The sequence below is a fragment of the Pseudomonas capeferrum genome (assembly GCF_000731675.1).
GTDB lineage: Bacteria > Pseudomonadota > Gammaproteobacteria > Pseudomonadales > Pseudomonadaceae > Aquipseudomonas > Aquipseudomonas capeferrum.
The window spans coordinates 94,111-110,485 of record NZ_JMIT01000002.1 but is presented as its reverse complement, the minus strand read 5'-3'; the positions used below and the strand labels follow the sequence as shown (position 1 = coordinate 110,485).

General features: G+C 61.6%; 14 protein-coding genes. 10 read left to right on the top strand and 4 right to left on the bottom strand.

Annotated elements, in window-relative coordinates:
- Nucleotides 1-189: 189 nt before the first annotated feature.
- Nucleotides 190-690, bottom strand: coding sequence for a hypothetical protein (locus tag PC358_RS13015; protein WP_033700436.1), 501 nt, complete (start codon nt 688-690; stop codon nt 190-192).
- Nucleotides 691-1,039: 349 nt separating this feature from the next.
- Here PC358_RS13015 and PC358_RS13010 point away from each other — a divergent pair, with 349 nt between their 5' ends.
- A complete protein-coding gene (locus tag PC358_RS13010; protein ID WP_033700434.1) occupies nt 1,040-1,975 on the top strand; it encodes a chemotaxis protein CheV in 936 nt (311 codons plus the stop codon).
- Nucleotides 1,976-2,030: 55 nt separating this feature from the next.
- Nucleotides 2,031-2,831 carry an MOSC domain-containing protein gene (locus PC358_RS13005; RefSeq protein ID WP_033700433.1) on the top strand — a complete coding sequence of 267 codons (801 nt, stop codon included), beginning with the start codon at nt 2,031-2,033 and terminating at the stop codon, nt 2,829-2,831.
- A gap of 57 nt (nt 2,832-2,888) precedes the next feature.
- On the opposite strand, the gene PC358_RS13000 is transcribed toward PC358_RS13005, so the two are convergent.
- Nucleotides 2,889-4,817, bottom strand: a complete 1,929-nt coding sequence (locus tag PC358_RS13000; protein WP_033700431.1) for a transglycosylase SLT domain-containing protein — start codon at nt 4,815-4,817, stop codon at nt 2,889-2,891.
- A 221-nt stretch (nt 4,818-5,038) separates the two neighbouring features.
- Between PC358_RS13000 and PC358_RS12995 the strand changes: the two genes are divergently transcribed.
- Nucleotides 5,039-6,967: an ATP-binding cassette domain-containing protein gene (locus PC358_RS12995; RefSeq protein ID WP_033700430.1), complete on the top strand. Its 1,929-nt coding sequence runs from the start codon at nt 5,039-5,041 to the stop codon at nt 6,965-6,967.
- Nucleotides 6,968-7,031: 64 nt separating this feature from the next.
- Here PC358_RS12995 and PC358_RS12990 read toward each other — a convergent pair whose 3' ends face one another.
- Nucleotides 7,032-7,472, bottom strand: a complete 441-nt coding sequence (locus tag PC358_RS12990) for a universal stress protein (RefSeq protein WP_033700428.1) — start codon at nt 7,470-7,472, stop codon at nt 7,032-7,034.
- 110 nt (nt 7,473-7,582) lie between these two features.
- On the opposite strand from PC358_RS12990, the gene PC358_RS12985 reads away from it, so the two are divergent.
- The 7 genes from PC358_RS12985 (at nt 7,583) to PC358_RS12955 (ending at nt 15,838) form a co-directional block, all read left to right on the top strand.
- Complete coding sequence (locus PC358_RS12985) at nt 7,583-8,020, top strand: hypothetical protein (protein WP_033700427.1); 438 nt, start codon at nt 7,583-7,585, stop codon at nt 8,018-8,020.
- A 496-nt stretch (nt 8,021-8,516) separates the two neighbouring features.
- Nucleotides 8,517-10,664 carry a fatty acid oxidation complex subunit alpha FadB gene (gene fadB / locus PC358_RS12980; protein ID WP_033700426.1) on the top strand — a complete coding sequence of 716 codons (2,148 nt, stop codon included), beginning with the start codon at nt 8,517-8,519 and terminating at the stop codon, nt 10,662-10,664.
- A gap of 34 nt (nt 10,665-10,698) precedes the next feature.
- On the top strand, nt 10,699-11,874 hold the full coding sequence (fadA, locus tag PC358_RS12975; protein WP_033700424.1) for an acetyl-CoA C-acyltransferase FadA: 1,176 nt from the start codon (nt 10,699-10,701) through the stop codon (nt 11,872-11,874).
- 78 nt (nt 11,875-11,952) lie between these two features.
- Nucleotides 11,953-12,204, top strand: a complete 252-nt coding sequence (locus PC358_RS12970) for a DUF1653 domain-containing protein (protein WP_033700421.1) — start codon at nt 11,953-11,955, stop codon at nt 12,202-12,204.
- Nucleotides 12,205-12,305: 101 nt separating this feature from the next.
- Nucleotides 12,306-14,915, top strand: a complete 2,610-nt coding sequence (gene topA, locus PC358_RS12965; RefSeq protein WP_033700418.1) for a type I DNA topoisomerase — start codon at nt 12,306-12,308, stop codon at nt 14,913-14,915.
- A gap of 123 nt (nt 14,916-15,038) precedes the next feature.
- Nucleotides 15,039-15,554: a DUF6586 family protein gene (locus PC358_RS12960; RefSeq protein WP_033700416.1), complete on the top strand. Its 516-nt coding sequence runs from the start codon at nt 15,039-15,041 to the stop codon at nt 15,552-15,554.
- 50 nt (nt 15,555-15,604) lie between these two features.
- Nucleotides 15,605-15,838: a hypothetical protein gene (locus tag PC358_RS12955; protein WP_028632474.1), complete on the top strand. Its 234-nt coding sequence runs from the start codon at nt 15,605-15,607 to the stop codon at nt 15,836-15,838.
- Nucleotides 15,839-15,888: 50 nt separating this feature from the next.
- Here the strand turns inward: PC358_RS12955 and sulA are convergent, their stop codons facing one another.
- On the bottom strand, nt 15,889-16,365 hold the full coding sequence (sulA, locus tag PC358_RS12950; protein ID WP_033700413.1) for an SOS-induced cell division inhibitor SulA: 477 nt from the start codon (nt 16,363-16,365) through the stop codon (nt 15,889-15,891).
- Nucleotides 16,366-16,375 lie beyond the last annotated feature (10 nt).

Genomic DNA, 16,375 nt, shown 5'->3' with positions numbered 1-16,375 from the left:
TTTACGGGGTATTCCGGGACGTCCGTCCGATTAGCGCAAGTAGCAAAATGCCATCCGTTATTCGGCTGGCAATCACTTTCAGAGCAACTAGCGGGTTAATGCCAGCGGTATTGCGGCCGACACTTGGGGGAACTTCCAAGTTAGACCATCGTGGGCTTGAACAAGGCCCTTAGTTGCTCTTCGGGTGAGTTAATGCGCAGCGCGAGGGCGCGTGTCGGGGGTAGCGTCTGCGTGGGGGTGAAGGCAGTGGCTGCCCTGTTCTTCGCACGAGGCACACGTTTGCGGTAGCGGTTGTTCCAAAACACTGGCCAATTCAGTAAGCAGCGTGACCTGTTCACCGCTATCAAGGTTCAGCTGCCCGGTGCTGGGGTCTGTCAGCTCCAGTTGCCAGGCCAGCAGAGTCAGGCAGGCATCCGTCGCCGGCAAGGCCCCACGCACCAGGCGTTGCTGCTCGCAGGCGGGTGCCAGCAGTTGCTGCAATACGGTGGTGTAGTGGGCAACCTCAACCAATTGCAGGCGGCTGGCACGGCGGGCCAGGGTGTCGAGGGCGGTGTTCAGGCACTTGCAGGCATCTGCATCGTTGTCGATCAGCTCCAGGTGCTGCAGGCACTCCTGGGACTGAGTCAGCAAGACATGCGCATCCAGCAGAAACTCCTGCAGGGCAGCTTCAAACGATAAGGCACTGTCCATCAGGACGCTCCAGCGCTTGGAGCTGCAGCAAGGGGCGGACACGGCGATACGATAGCGAGCAAAAGCCTGACTCCATTCATGCAATGAGAATGGTGTCACATTAATGGCTAATGGATATCGCGAACATCAGGTTGCACCCGATTGCCACTAAGGGTTTCCCTGATGTGCGGCTAGGGTGCAACAAGGTGCAAAGCGGCAGACAACCACCGTGAAGTGCCCGCAGTAAAGCATGATGGTAAAGTGATATCAATTGCCTCGGCGGCATTTTCCAGCAAGGGTCAAGGTGTGCGTGAATCCGCCGATACAGGGTGAAGAACTCAACTTTTCGACTCAAGCCTGGGGGCTTCCAATGGCTGGCATTCTCGACACGGTAGACCAACGCACGCAATTGGTGGGTGAGAACCGCCTGGAAATTCTGATGTTTCGCCTGGCAGGTCGGCAGCTGTTTGCGATCAACGTGTTCAAGGTGCAGGAGGTGCTGCAACTGCCCAAGCTGACGCTGATGCCGCAGCGCCATGCCTTCGTCTGCGGGGTGGTCAACCTGCGTGGGCAGACCTTGCCGGTGATCGACCTGTCCCAGGCGATTGGCATGCGCCCACTGCAGCCTGGGCCGGACAGCACCATCATCGTGACGGAATACAACCGCTCGGTGCAGGCCTTCCTGGTGGGTGGCGTGGACCGCATCGTCAACATGAACTGGGAAGCGATCATGCCGCCGCCTACCAGTGCCGGGCGCCAGCATTACCTCACCGCCATCACCAAAGTCGACGAGCAACTGGTCGAAGTGATTGATGTGGAGAAGGTGCTGGCTGAGATCGTGCCCTACAACGCCAAGGTCTCCGGCGAACGCCTCGCCGACCCGGTGCTGGCCCGCGCCAGAGGGCGTGAAGTGCTGCTGGTGGACGACTCCAGCGTAGCCCTGGCGCAGTTGCGCGACACCCTGTCGCAACTGGGCATGAAGTTGCACGTGGCCAGCGATGGTCTGAAAGCCTTGCGCCTGCTCAAGAGCTGGGCCGATGCCGGTGAGGATGTTTGCGAGAAGCTGCTCATGGTGTTCACCGATGCCGAAATGCCGGAGATGGACGGCTACCGGTTGACCACCGAGATCCGCAGCGATGCCCGCCTGCGTCAGCTCTACGTGGTGCTGCACACCTCGTTGTCGGGCAGTTTCAACGAGTCCATGGTCAAGAAGGTTGGCTGTGACAACTTCTTGTCCAAGTTCCAGCCGGATCGTCTGGTCGAGGTGGTCAAGCAGCGGCTGCTGCTGGATTCCGCTACTGCGTGATACCGGGCCCTGCGGGGTATAAGCTTGGCGTTTTGAATGACGCGAGGCGGCAGGGATGTTTCTGAGTGAGTTGTATCGGTACCCGGTGAAGTCGGGGCGGGCGCAAAGCCTGCAGGCGTCACCGGTTGGCCAATTGGGGTTGTTGGGTGACCGTCGCTGGATGGTGGTGGAGGCAGACAATGGCCGCTTTCTCACCCAACGTGCCTGGCCACAGCTCGGCCAGCTCAGGGCGAGCTACGATGCTGCCGGGCAGTTGTTGCTGGAGGCCCCAGGGCAGGCGCCACTTCGCGTGCCCGTACCGCTTGCAGACGACGACCTGCGGGGGGTGACCCTCTGGCGTGACACCCTGCGGGTACCGGATGCCGGCGATGCGGCAGCGCTGTGGCTGTCGGCGCTGCTTGGCAAGGACGTGCGGCTCGTCTATTGCCCGGAACAGCGGGCGCGTTATCTGCCCAATGGTTATGGCCTCAACAGTGACCGTGCGGCGTTTCCGGATGGTTTTCCGCTGCTGTTGATCGGCCAGGGTTCGTTGGACGAATTGAACCGGCGCATTGGCCGGCCGATGGAGATGCTGCGGTTCAGGCCGAATCTGGTGGTGCAGGGTGCAGAGCCGTTTGCCGAGGATGGCTGGAAGCGGATTCGCATCGGCGCGCTGGAGTTTCGAGTGCTCAAGCCCAGTGTGCGTTGCATTTTCACCACGATCGACCCGTTGACCGGCGAGCGCAGCGCAGACCGCGAGCCGATGACTACGCTCAAGACGTTCCGCGAGAAGGAGGGGGATGTGTTGTTCGGCCAGAACCTGGCCGTGGATGGCAGTGGCGTACTTGAAGTAGGTATGGAAGTCGAGGTCTTGTAGGCGCGGCCTTCCGTTGCGAAAGGGCCGCGCAGCGGCCCCTACACGACCCCGACGCAGCTACATATCGTCGAAGTACCGCTCGTGCCAATCCACCAGCGGCTGCGGCGAGTTGAGCTTCTGCCCGTAGATCACCGAATACGACAGCACGTTCTGCACATACTGACGTGTCTCATCGAAGGGTATCGATTCGACCCAGACATCGAAGCTCAAATGCTTGGCGCCCTTGAGCCACTGGCGTACTCGTCCGGGGCCTGCGTTATAGGCCGCAGAAGCCAGTACCCGGTTGCCATTGAACTGGCTGTGTACCTGGCTCAGGTACGCGGCCCCCAACTGGATGTTCTTGTCCGGGTTGAACACCTGCGCAGGCGAGGCCAGCGGGATGCTGAACTTGCGCGCGGTTTCCTTGGCGGTGGCCGGCATCAGTTGCATGAGGCCGCTGGCGCCCACGCTGGAGCGTGCATCTTCCATGAAGGCGCTTTCCTGGCGGGTGATGGCAAACACCCAGCTCGAATGCAGCCCACGGACCTTGGCCTCGCGCACCAGGGTGTCGCGGTGGGCCATCGGGAAGCGGATATCCAGGTCATCCCAGTACTTCGCCTGGCTGATGGTGCGGATGGCCGGGAAGTACCAGCGCAGGTCGTAGGCCAGGCGTGCCTGGGCGACCATCTCGTCGCGGTTGAAGTGGCGGCTGACGTGGTACCACTCGCGGCGCCCATCGACGATCTGCCCGCGGGCATGGAATTCCAGCGCGCGCTGGATGCCCGGGGTGTTGCGCACCTTGCTGACCAGTTGCGGGCTCAGTACCAGTGGCTTGTTGTTCAACTGGTAGGGGGTCTGCGCCCGGTCGGCTGCAAGGAACCCATAGAAATCACGCTCGCGCGCCACGGTCTTGTACAGCAGGGTGACCTGCGGGTTGTTCGGCTGGGCCAGCTCAAGGCTGCGGGCTTGCCAGTACTTCCAGCGGCTACTGCTGGCCAGGTCCTGGGGCAGGCGTTTGGTCAGCTCGTAGGCATCCTCCCAGCGGCCCAGGCGCAGCAGCAGGCGCAGGCGCCATTCGCTGACGGTGTTGTCACGCAGCTCGGGGTCGTAGCGGGTCATCAGGTCGAGCGCGCGAGGGTCGTAACGGCGCGCCAGGGTCAGGCCGATTTCGCGGGCGATGGCGACTTTTTCATCGCGCGAGAAGTGCATGCGCTGGGCGTAGTCGTCGAGCAGCCCCATGGCCCGCTCCGGGTCCTGCCGGGCCAGGCGTCGCAGGCCGAGGCTTACCACGTCGGACATGGCTTCGTTGACCGGGCTGAAGCGCGATGGCTGGTTGAGCAGCTCGGGTTTTTGCGCCACGTCGATCAGCAGACGCCCTTGTGGGCCGAGCGTGGTCAAGGTCTTGACCAGGTTGTTGGCCAGGCCGTAGTTGCGTGCCTGTGCCGCCAGTTTGGCGCGGTTCCAGCGCTTGGCCTCGGTCAGTTGGCCTTCGGCGGCCCACATGCCGAACAGGGTGTCACAGGCCGCCGGTTGCGACTTGCCGACGTTCCACAGCTTGTCGGCCGTGGCATACCCTTCGGCGCGCAGGCCGTGGCTCAACTGGTACTGGCCGTTGAGGCAGTCCAGTTCGGTGAAATTGAGTTTGGGGTCGTAGTACTTGACGAAAGTATTCCATTCGCCGCGCTCGGCCAGCCAGCGCAACCAGCGCAGTTTCATCCAGTTGGACTGGGGCAGGTCGCCATGCTTGGCCAGGAACCCTTCGATCTCCTCGTTGCTGGCGTTTTTCAGGCGCGCGGTCAGCTCGTCGTACGTGAGGTAAGGCGTCAGCGGGTAGTCGCGCAACTGTTGGGCATAGCGCAGGTAAGGGCCTTTGTCGCCCTTGGCCAGGGCGCGCTTGGCCTCGTCGTAGTACTGGCGTTGTTGAGTGAGGTCGAGGGCCTGCGCCGCGCTGGCGGTGGCGGCGGTAAGCAGCAGGCAGGATGCAATCTGTAACAGGCGGCTGCGCATGATACGTCCGGGCAGTTGAACCATGGGGAAGTGACGGCGAAGCCAGCACTGTTGGAAGCTATGGCCTTAGCTTAGCCGTTTGCCGGCGGCAGATGAAAGCACAGTGCTTGTATCAAGACATTAAGTTCGACCAGATGTCGTAAAGCCCTCGCAGGGTGGTCAACTTAATGCCCTCGGGCCCCAAGTCAGGTAGAATGCGCGCCCGATTTCTGGAGACCAATATGACCCTGCTCAAATTCAGCGATGTGTCCCTCGCATTCGGCGCCATGCCGCTGCTGGACAAAGTGTCCTGGCAGATCGCTCGTGGTGAGCGGGTGTGCATCATCGGCCGCAACGGCACCGGCAAGTCGAGCATGATGCGCCTGGTCAAGGGCGAACAGAAGGGCGACGACGGTGAGATCTGGCGCGCCCCGGGCCTGAAAATCGGCGAGCTGCCGCAAGAGTTGCCGCTGGCCGACGAGCGCAGCGTGTTCGATGTGGTGGCCGAGGGCCTTGACGGCGTGGGTGCGCTGCTGGCCGAGTTCCACCACCTGAGCCAGAACATCCAGGGCGACGAAGACCTGGAAAAACTCATGCACGTTCAGCACGAACTCGAAGCCCGTGACGGCTGGCGCCTGCAGCAAGTGGTGGATAGCACCCTGAGCCGCCTGCAACTGCCCGCCGACAAGACCCTGGCCGAGCTGTCCGGTGGCTGGCGCCGCCGTGTGCTGCTGGCCCAGGCGCTGGTGTCCGAGCCTGACCTGCTGCTGCTCGATGAACCGACCAACCACCTGGACATCGGTGCGATCGCCTGGCTTGAAGAGGCGCTGCGCGGGTTCAATGGTGCGGTGCTGTTCATTACCCACGACCGCTCCTTCCTGCAAAACCTCGCGACCCGCATCCTCGAACTGGACCGCGGTGGCCTGATCGACTGGAACGGCGACTACGCCAGCTTCCTGGTGCACAAGGAAGCCGCGCTGGCCGCGGAAGAAACCGCCAACGCGCTGTTCGACAAGCGCCTGGCCCAGGAAGAAGTGTGGATCCGCCAGGGCATCAAGGCCCGCCGTACCCGCAACGAAGGGCGTGTGCGTGCCCTCAAGGCCTTGCGCGTCGAACGCGGCGAGCGCCGTGAGCGTCAGGGCAAGGCGAACATCCAGATCGAAGCGGCCGACAAGTCCGGCAAGCAGGTCATGGTGCTGGAGAACGTCAGCTTCGCCCATGCCGAAGGCCCGATGCTGGTCAAGGACTTCTCCATGGTCCTGCAGCGCCAGGATCGCATTGGCCTGCTGGGTGCCAACGGTACCGGCAAGACCACCTTGCTCAAGCTGATGCTCGGCGACCTGGAGCCTACCTCGGGCAAGGTCGAGCGTGGCACCAAGCTGGAAGTGGCGTATTTCGACCAGATGCGTCATCAGCTCGATCTGGAAAAAACCGTGATCGACAACCTGGCCGAAGGCCGTGACTTCATCGAGATCGATGGCCAGAACCGCCACGTGCTGAGCTACCTGGGCGACTTCCTGTTCAGCCCCCAGCGTGCCCGGACCCCGGTCAAGGCGCTGTCGGGTGGCGAGCGTGCACGTTTGCTGCTGGCCAAGCTGTTCAGCAAGCCGGCCAACCTGCTGGTGCTCGACGAACCGACCAACGACCTGGACGTGGAAACCCTCGAACTGCTGGAAGAGGTGCTGGCCAACTACAAGGGCACGGTGCTGATGGTCAGCCACGACCGGGCCTTCCTCGACAACGTCGTCACCAGCACCCTGGTGTTCGAAGGTGGGGGCAAGGTACGCGAGTATGTCGGCGGCTATGAGGACTGGATCCGTCAGGGCGGTTCGCCCAAGCTGCTGGGGGTAACCGAGAGCAAAGGCGGCAAGTCCGAACTCAACAGCGCAGTGGTTGAGAAGCAGGAAGTGCAAGCGGCACCGGCGCCGGTGGCGGCTGCTGCCGATGCCTCGAAGAAGAAGCTCAGCTACAAGCTGCAGCGTGAGCTGGAGATGCTGCCTGGGCAAATCGACGAGGTCGAACAGCGCATGGCGGCGGCCCAGGAAGAGGTCAATGCACCAGGTTTCTATCAGCGGTCGATCGAAGAGACCACCGCGGTGCTGGCCAAGATCGAGCAGTTGCAGGCAGAGCTGGATGTGCTGGTAGAGCGCTGGGCCGAGCTGGAAGGGTGATCAGCTTTTGGTCTGCACTGGCTTCTTCGCGGGTAAACCCGCGAAGAAGCTGGCACAGGTCAACTCATTCCTTCTTCAGCAAGCGCACTGCCAGCACATCGCAGGGTGCGCCGTGCAGTACATCGTTGGCGGTGGAGCCCAGCAGCAACGCCAGGCCATGCCGGCCGTGGCTGCCCACGACGATCAGGTCGCACTTCTGGTCCTTGGCCAGTTGGTGGATTTCCTGGCGTGGCTGGCCGTAGGTCAGGTGCGAATCGCCGCGCTGGATGTCCGGGTACTTGTTGAACAGGCGGTCCATGCGCTCTTTGGCCTGGTCGAACTGCTGTTGCTGCAGTTGCGACAGGTCCATGGGGACGTCACCGCCAAAAGCCATGGCCATGGGTTCGACGATGTGCACCAGCGAGACCTTGGCGTTGTACGGCGCTGCCAGCGCCATGGCACGCTTGATCACCGGGTCGCATTCCTCGGTCAGGTCGACGGCAACCAGAAGATGTTCGTAGGACATGAGCGGTACTCCTGACAATCGCGATAGAAGAAGTATGGTCGCTTTCGGGCGGGTCTTCCGTGAAAAATGGCTAACCAGCTCATTTGCAACGCTTTATGGGGTCTACTGATATGACGGTATTGCTGGTGGTGTCAATCCTTGCGCTGATTCTCAGCCCGCTTTCCTGGTTGCGCACGTCGCGCAAGCAGAGCGAGCAGATGAACCTGCGCCTGGAAGCGCGGCGCATGGGGCTGGCCATGCAGCTGGCGCCCCAGCAGTGGCCGCACTGGCTGGAAAAGGAGCCGCCAAGCCCCTGCCCGCAGTACCATCGCGCACGGCGCCGGGGGCGTGAGGACAGCTTCTGTTACTGGCAGGTCACGCCGGGCGTGTGGTGGAACCAGTGGCGCGAGCCGTGTGAGGACCCGCGCCTTGCCGAGGCCTTTGCGCGCTTGCCCGCCAGCGTCTACAAGGTCGAAGCCGACCCGCGCATGATCGCCTTGTACTGGACCGAACGGGGCGATAAATCTGTATTGCAGGATATTGCCCAGGTCTTCGAAACACTCGCCTGACACATGGCTTAACGACAAAGCGGCGGCTTGGCAGAGCCCCTGAAGGGGTGGGGTGCCAAGTCGCCGCTTTGCGTTCTGCTGCGCAGAAAAGGCCAGGCAGGCCGGGAATGCTTGAAGCCATTGGCAGTGTAGTCGGCTGCCAGTGAAATGCCGGAAAAATCTTCCCCTCGCAGGGTCACTCCCTCCTCCTCGTGGTCAATCGCTGACATGAATGCCCCGTGATCACTGACGTCATGCTTTGTACCCAGACGCTACAAAATGACCGGAAAGTCGTGTTTTCGCTCTGTGCGTGAGCATTTGACAACGCTGATCTTTTCGGAGAATGTGTGCACACCCAAATCAAACGGGCGTATGAATTGAGCGTTTGTATGTCACACGGCTCGTTCATAGTCCCGACTAGCGCGCTGACGGGTGTGCCTGGGGCAGGGCCACATGGCCTGCCTGGGCAGCAGCGACCGGCGTGTACAGTTAGCTTCCATATCGTGGAGATCAGTTGATGATTTACGAAGGTAAAGCCATCACGGTTAAGGCTCTTGAAAGTGGCATCGTCGAACTCAAGTTCGACCTCAAGGGTGAGTCCGTCAACAAATTCAACCGCCTGACCCTGAACGAGCTTCGCCAAGCCGTCGATGCCATCAAGGCCGACGCTTCGGTCAAAGGCGTAATCGTCAGCAGTGGCAAGGACGTGTTCATCGTCGGCGCCGACATCACCGAGTTCGTCGACAACTTCAAGCTGCCCGAGGCCGAACTGGTCGCTGGCAACCTGGAAGCCAACCGCATCTTCAACGCCTTCGAAGACCTCGAAGTGCCGACCGTAGCCGCCATCAACGGCATCGCCCTGGGCGGCGGCCTGGAAATGTGCCTGGCGGCCGACTACCGGATCATGTCCAGCAGCGCCAAGATTGGCCTGCCTGAAGTCAAACTGGGTATCTACCCAGGCTTTGGCGGTACTGTGCGCCTGCCACGCCTGATCGGCTCGGACAACGCTGTCGAGTGGATTGCGGCCGGCAAGGAAAACCGCGCCGAAGACGCCCTGAAAGTAGGCGCCGTCGATGCCGTGGTCGCCCCGGAGCTGCTGCAGGCTGGTGCCCTTGACCTGATCAAGCGCGCCATCAGTGGCGAGCTGGACTACAAGGCCAAGCGCCAGCCGAAACTGGAAAAACTCAAGCTCAATGCCATCGAGCAGATGATGGCGTTCGAGACGGCCAAGGGCTTCGTCGCCGGCCAGGCTGGGCCGAACTACCCAGCGCCGGTCGAAGCGATCAAGAGCATTCAGAAAGCCGCCAACTTCGGCCGTGACAAGGCCCTGGAAATCGAGGCCGCTGGCTTTGCCAAGCTGGCCAAGACCTCGGTTGCCGAGAGCCTGATCGGCCTGTTCCTGAATGACCAGGAGCTCAAGCGCAAGGCCAAGGCCCATGACGAAATCGCCCATGACGTGAAGCAGGCTGCCGTGCTCGGCGCCGGCATCATGGGTGGCGGTATCGCCTACCAGTCGGCGGTCAAGGGCACGCCGATTCTGATGAAGGACATCCGCGAGGACGCCATCCAGCTGGGCTTGAATGAAGCCTCCAAGCTGCTGGGCAATCGCGTCGAGAAGGGCCGCCTGACCCCGGCGAAGATGGCTGAAGCACTCAATGCCATCCGTCCGACCCTGTCCTACGGTGATTTCGCCAACGTCGATATCGTCGTCGAGGCCGTGGTCGAGAACCCTAAGGTCAAGCAAGCTGTGCTGGCAGAAGTCGAAGGCCAGGTGAAAGAGGATGCCATCCTCGCGTCCAACACCTCGACCATCTCCATCAACCTGCTGGCCCAGGCGCTCAAGCGCCCCGAGAACTTCGTCGGCATGCACTTCTTCAACCCGGTGCACATGATGCCGCTGGTCGAAGTGATTCGTGGCGAGAAGTCCAGTGATGTGGCGGTTGCCACCACCGTGGCCTACGCCAAGAAGATGGGCAAGAACCCGATCGTGGTCAACGACTGCCCGGGCTTTTTGGTCAACCGCGTGCTGTTCCCGTACTTCGGCGGCTTCGCCAAGCTGGTCAGTGCAGGGGTCGACTTCGTGCGCATCGACAAGGTCATGGAGCGCTTCGGCTGGCCCATGGGCCCTGCATACCTGATGGACGTGGTCGGCATCGACACCGGCCACCATGGCCGCGACGTCATGGCCGAGGGCTTCCCGGACCGCATGAAAGACGAGCGCCGCTCGGCGGTAGACGCCCTGTACGAGGCCAACCGCCTGGGCCAGAAGAACGGCAAAGGCTTCTACGCCTACGAGACCGACAAACGCGGCAAGCCGAAGAAGGTGTTCGATGCCGCCGTGCTCGACGTGCTCAAGCCGATCGTGTTCGAGCAACGTGAAGTCAGCGACGACGACATCATCAACTGGATGATGGTCCCGCTGTGCCTGGAGACCGTGCGCTGCCTGGAAGACGGCATTGTCGAGACCGCCGCCGAAGCTGACATGGGTCTGGTCTACGGCATCGGCTTCCCTCCGTTCCGCGGTGGTGCGCTGCGCTACATCGACTCGATTGGTGTCGCCGAATTCGTCGCCCTGGCCGATCAGTACGCCGACCTGGGGCCGCTGTACCACCCGACCGCGAAGCTGCGCGAAATGGCCAAGAGCGGCCAGCGTTTCTTCAACTGAGCGGCCAACGCAAGAGTAGAGCGAGAGATTTGATATGAGCCTCAATCCAAGAGACGTGGTGATTGTCGACTTCGGTCGCACACCAATGGGCCGCTCCAAGGGTGGCATGCACCGCAACACGCGCGCCGAAGACATGTCCGCGCACCTGATCACCAAGCTGCTGGAACGCAACGGCAAGGTCGACCCTAAAGAGGTCGAGGATGTGATCTGGGGCTGCGTCAACCAGACCCTGGAGCAGGGCTGGAACGTCGCCCGCATGGCCTCGCTGATGACCCCGATCCCGCATACGTCGGCGGCGCAGACCGTCAGCCGTCTGTGCGGGTCATCGATGAGTGCGTTGCACACCGCCGCCCAGGCAATCATGACTGGCAATGGCGATGTGTTCGTGGTCGGGGGTGTCGAGCACATGGGCCACGTCAGCATGATGCATGGCGTCGACCCCAACCCGCACCTGTCCTTGCATGCCGCCAAGGCTTCCGGAATGATGGGCCTGACGGCAGAGATGCTCGGCAAAATGCATGGCATCAGCCGCGAACAGCAAGATCTGTTCGGCCTGCGTTCGCACCAGCTCGCCCACAAGGCGACGGTCGAAGGCAAGTTCAAGGACGAGATCATCCCGATGCAGGGCTATGACGAGAACGGCTTCCTGAAGGTCTTCGATTTCGACGAGACCATTCGCCCGGAAACCACGCTCGAAGGGCTGGCGTCGCTCAAGCCTGCGTTCAACCCCAAAGGTGGCACCGTTACCGCCGGTACTTCGTCGCAGATTACCGACGGCGCTTCGTGCATGATCGTCATGTCTGGCCAGCGTGCCATGGACCTGGGTATCCAGCCATTGGCGGTGCTTCGCTCGATGGCCGTGGCCGGTGTCGACCCGGCGATCATGGGCTACGGCCCGGTGCCGGCGACCCAGAAAGCCCTCAAGCGCGCCGGCCTGACCATGGCCGATATCGACTTCATCGAGCTCAACGAAGCCTTCGCTGCACAGGCCCTGCCAGTGCTCAAAGATTTGAAAGTGCTCGACAAGATGGATGAGAAGGTTAACCTGCACGGCGGCGCCATTGCTTTGGGCCACCCGTTCGGTTGCTCTGGGGCACGGATTTCCGGCACCCTGCTCAACGTCATGAAGCAGAATGGCGGTACTCTGGGGGTCGCTACCATGTGCGTCGGCCTCGGCCAGGGCATCACCACTGTCTTCGAACGCGTCTGATCGCGTTGCGGGACAGCAGCCGGGGCCATGTGCCCCGGTTTTTGTTTTTTACAAGATTTGTTCAAGAGGGTGAGTAGCATGCAGATACAGCCAGGCGTATACCGGCACTACAAGGGGCCTGAGTACCGTGTCTTCAGTGTTGCGCAGCACTCCGAGAGCGAAGAGTGGATGGTGTTCTACCAATGCCTGTATGGTGATTACGGGTTCTGGGTACGCCCCCTTTCGATGTTCCAGGAGTCCGTCGAGGTTGACGGCGAGCAGGTGCCACGCTTTGCTTTGGTCAAGGCCGAAGAGGGGCTGCCAGGGTTGCTTGGCAAGTCGCACGTGTGAACGACCGCGCTTGACCTCACTCTTTTGCCACTATATATAGCGGTGCCGCGTCTGGCACCTGACGCGTTTTTCATCTTTCAGATTCAGGAATACTCCGATCCATGGGCAAATCGCTGGTCATTGTGGAATCCCCGGCCAAGGCCAAGACCATCAACAAGTACCTGGGCAACCAGTACGTGGTGAAGTCGAGTATCGGCCATATCCGAGACCTCCCCACCAGCGGTTCGGCCAGCGCTAGCAAAGAGCCGGCCGCCAAGCGTGGCAAGGCTGCGGGTGAGGCGCCGGCCCTTTCGCCGAAAGAAAAGGCACGCCGCCAACTGGTGGCGCGCATGGGTGTCGACCCCGATCACGGCTGGAAGGCCAAGTACGAGATCCTGCCTGGCAAGGAAAAGGTGATCGAAGAACTGCGCCGCCTGGCCAAGGACGCCGACACCATCTATCTCGCAACCGACTTGGACCGCGAAGGGGAGGCCATCGCATGGCACCTGCGCGAAGCCATCGGTGGTGACGACAGCCGCTACAAGCGCGTGGTGTTCAACGAAATTACCAAGAAGGCCATCCAGGAGGCCTTCTCGCAACCGGGCGAGCTGGACATCGACCGCGTCAATGCCCAGCAGGCGCGACGCTTCCTCGATCGCGTGGTGGGCTACATGGTTTCGCCGCTGTTGTGGGCCAAGATTGCCCGTGGCTTGTCGGCCGGCCGGGTCCAGTCGGTAGCGGTGAAGCTGGTGGTCGAGCGCGAACGCGAGATCCGCGCCTTCATCCCCGAAGAGTACTGGGAGATCCACGCCGACCTCGGCACCGCCAAGAACGCCAAGGTGCGTTTCGAAGTGGCGCGCGAGAAGGGCGAGGCTTTCAAGCCGCTGAATGAAGCACAGACCATGGCTGCACTGGAGAAGCTCAAGGCTTCCAGCTACAGCGTGGTCAAGCGTGAAGACCGCCCGACCAGCAGCAAGCCGTCGGCGCCGTTCATTACCTCCACCTTGCAGCAGGCGGCGAGCAACCGCCTGGGCTTCGGGGTGAAGAAAACCATGATGATGGCCCAGCGTCTGTACGAAGCCGGCTACATCACTTACATGCGTACCGACTCGACCAACCTGTCGGCTGATGCCCTGGACATGGCGCGTGGCTACATCGAGCGCGAGTTCGGCAAGCAGTACCTGCCGGAAAACCCGCTGGTGTATAGCAGCAAGGAAGGGGCTCAGGAGGCGCACGAAGCGATTCGTCCTTCCGACGTCAACACCCACCCGACCAAGCTCAGTGGCATGGAGCGCGACGCAGAGCGCCTGTACGAGTTGATCTGGCGCCAGTTCCTGGCCTGCCAGATGCCGCCGGCGCAGTACCTGTCCACCAGCGTCACTGTAGCCGCTGGCGACTTCGAGCTGCGTGCCAAGGGCCGTATCCTCAAGTTCGACGGTTACACCCGTGTGCTGCCGCAACAGAGCAAGCCTGGCGAAGACGACGTACTGCCGGAGATGGTCCAGGGTGAAGCGCTCAAGCTGATCCAGATCGACCCGAGCCAGCACTTCACCAAGCCACCGGCGCGGTTCACCGAAGCGAGCCTGGTCAAGGAAATGGAAAAGCGCGGCATCGGCCGCCCGTCGACCTACGCCGCGATCATCTCGACCATCCAGGACCGTGGCTATGTGACCCTGCACAACCGCCGCTTCTACTCCGAGAAGATGGGCGACATCGTCACCGAGCGCCTGTCCGAGAGCTTCGCCAACCTGATGGACTACGGCTTCACCGCCGGCATGGAAGAAAACCTCGACGACGTGGCCCAGGGCGAGCGTGACTGGAAGAACGTGCTCGACGAGTTCTACGGCGACTTCAGCAAAAAACTGCAGACAGCCGAGTCGGCCGAAAACGGCATGCGTGCCAACCAGCCGACCATGACCAACATTGCCTGTAAGGAATGTGGTCGCCCAATGATGATTCGCACCGCCTCGACGGGCGTGTTCCTTGGCTGCTCGGGCTACACCCTGCCGCCCAAGGAGCGTTGCAAGGCAACCGTCAACCTGGTGCCGGGTGACGAAATTGCAGCGGACGATGAAGGCGAGTCGGAATCCCGTGTTCTCTTGGGCAAGCACCGCTGCCCGATCTGCGCCACGGCGATGGACGCTTACCTGCTGGACGAGAAGCACAAGCTGCACATCTGCGGTAACAACCCGGACTGTGTGGGCTACGAGATCGAAGAGGGTAGCTACCGCATCAAGGGCTATGAAGGGCCGAGCCTGGAGTGCGACAAGTGTGGCAGCGAGATGCAGCTCAAGACCGGCCGCTTCGGCAAGTTCTTCGGTTGCACCAACCCTGCGTGCAAGAACACCCGTAAGCTGCTCAAGAGCGGTGAGGCGGCGCCACCGAAGATGGACAAGGTGGACATGCCGGAGCTCAAGTGCGAGAAGGTCGATGACACCTACGTGTTGCGTGACGGTGCTTCGGGGTTGTTCCTGGCGGCCAGTCAGTTCCCGAAAAACCGCGAGACACGTGCACCACTGGTGTTGGAGATCGTCCCGCACAAGCATGAGATCGATCCGAAGTACCACTTCCTCTGCGATGCACCGCAGAAAGACCCGGAAGGGCGTCCAGCGGTAATTCGCTACAGCCGCAAGACCAAGGAGCAGTATGTGCAGTCCGAGGTCGATGGCAAGCCGACCGGCTGGAAGGCGTTCTACGACGGTAATGCGTGGAAGGTTGAAGACAAACGCTGATTGGCGTTGAACTGGGGGCCGCTTTGCGGCCCCCAGTCATTTCAGGGACATTCAGCTTGCGGCCGGGCAGGGCTTGCCGGAAACTGGCTGCAATCGTTCTGCATCTCAGGGGAGGGCATTAAAATGGCCCAGGAACTCTACACCCGCACCAATCAGAAGCTGTTCTTCGCAGGCCTCGCACTCGAGTCCATGGCCAAGGCCGAACAGGGCCAGGCAATGAACGCCCAGGGCCTGGTCCAGGCCGAACGCGAATCGGCACTGTTCCACCTGTACGGTGCTCTGCTGGGGCTGTGCCATGAGATCGGCGGTTTCTACCGCTTGCCGGCAGGGGCTAATGTCGAGCAGCTGCTGGCTGGCGATGCTTTTAATGAGATTGCTATCCCGGAGGTGGCCGAGCTGCTGGAATTGTCCCGCCAGCGGGAAACCTGGCTGGCGCAAATGCTCAGTGCTTATGCCGATCTGTTCCGACCACCGGTCGCGAAAAAAACGCCTAAAACCGATGTCACCCAGCCGTTGATCCAGGCCGTCAATCTCGATGAGCCCGAGCAACCCGCGCTGTCGCGTGAAGAATTGGAAAGCTGGCGCAGCAACCTCAAAAGCTTGGTGAGACGTTTCCGTGACGCGTTGAGTGAGTGCTGATAGCCGCTGCGGCTGGTACAATACTGGCCTTTCGTGGAGAACAGCCTTTTATGTCTACGTCTTTTCTGGAAATTGTCGAGTTGCCTGATGGCCGGATCGAACTGCGTCGTGCGGAGGATGAGGGCTCTCTGGTAACCCTGGATTTCTCGGAAGACGCCAAGGTGTTCCTGCAGGGTCAGCATGTGGAAGTGGCCAAGGCCATGCTCAGTGTGGGCGTGCAGATGGCAGGTCGCCTGATGGACGGCGAGCTCGAACGCGAAGAAGGCCCTCGCGTTCTGCATTGATCGGCGTGCAGGGTATCAGCGGTTTCTGAGTGACAGGCAAAGCCTGAACATCAGCCGAGGCGGATGTTCAGGCTTTGTGCGTTTCCGGCACTGGCTGAGCGAAGCAGCAGTTGACGCGCGCTGGCATTGACGCTGCCAAGCCAGCTGACCACGGTGTGGCTGCGGCCCAGGCGCAGCGCTTCGCAAGTGAGTTGCAGTGGGCTCTGATTGCCACGAGGGTGCAGCAGCAGGATGCGTTCGCGGTTGAGGCCGGCATCGCGCAACCAGGCCTGGGTCAGGCTTGCGGGTGGGGCGATCAGGGTCAACCAGCGGGCATCGTCCTCTTCGCTCAGTTCGCGCAGCACCGGGGCCAACAGGCTCTGGCAGTGCCCGGCAGCGCCGCGCAGCGACAGCTCGCTGAACAGATCGGGCTGGCTGATCTTGCGCGCCTGCTCACTGGCTTTCAGGCCGGGCAGGATGGGCTGGGCTAGAAATGCTTCGAACAGTGGCAACTGGGCTTGCTCGGGTGCGTGAATGAACTGCTGCATGGCGCCTCCT

Excerpts from the sequence above, each read along its gene's own strand:
- PC358_RS12990 (WP_033700428.1), bottom strand. The coding sequence starts at position 7,472 with ATGTCCTACGAACATCTTCTGGTTGCCGTCGACCTGACCGAGGAATGC.
- PC358_RS13000 (WP_033700431.1), bottom strand. The coding sequence starts at position 4,817 with ATGCGCAGCCGCCTGTTACAGATTGCATCCTGCCTGCTGCTTACCGCC.
- PC358_RS12985 (WP_033700427.1), top strand. The coding sequence starts at position 7,583 with ATGACGGTATTGCTGGTGGTGTCAATCCTTGCGCTGATTCTCAGCCCG.
- PC358_RS12960 (WP_033700416.1), top strand. The coding sequence starts at position 15,039 with ATGGCCCAGGAACTCTACACCCGCACCAATCAGAAGCTGTTCTTCGCA.
- topA (WP_033700418.1), top strand. The coding sequence starts at position 12,306 with ATGGGCAAATCGCTGGTCATTGTGGAATCCCCGGCCAAGGCCAAGACC.
- PC358_RS13010 (WP_033700434.1), top strand. The coding sequence starts at position 1,040 with ATGGCTGGCATTCTCGACACGGTAGACCAACGCACGCAATTGGTGGGT.
- PC358_RS13005 (WP_033700433.1), top strand. The coding sequence starts at position 2,031 with ATGTTTCTGAGTGAGTTGTATCGGTACCCGGTGAAGTCGGGGCGGGCG.
- PC358_RS12995 (WP_033700430.1), top strand. The coding sequence starts at position 5,039 with ATGACCCTGCTCAAATTCAGCGATGTGTCCCTCGCATTCGGCGCCATG.
- fadA (WP_033700424.1), top strand. The coding sequence starts at position 10,699 with ATGAGCCTCAATCCAAGAGACGTGGTGATTGTCGACTTCGGTCGCACA.
- PC358_RS12970 (WP_033700421.1), top strand. The coding sequence starts at position 11,953 with ATGCAGATACAGCCAGGCGTATACCGGCACTACAAGGGGCCTGAGTAC.
- PC358_RS13015 (WP_033700436.1), bottom strand. The coding sequence starts at position 690 with ATGGACAGTGCCTTATCGTTTGAAGCTGCCCTGCAGGAGTTTCTGCTG.
- fadB (WP_033700426.1), top strand. The coding sequence starts at position 8,517 with ATGATTTACGAAGGTAAAGCCATCACGGTTAAGGCTCTTGAAAGTGGC.
- PC358_RS12955 (WP_028632474.1), top strand. The coding sequence starts at position 15,605 with ATGTCTACGTCTTTTCTGGAAATTGTCGAGTTGCCTGATGGCCGGATC.
- sulA (WP_033700413.1), bottom strand. The coding sequence starts at position 16,365 with ATGCAGCAGTTCATTCACGCACCCGAGCAAGCCCAGTTGCCACTGTTC.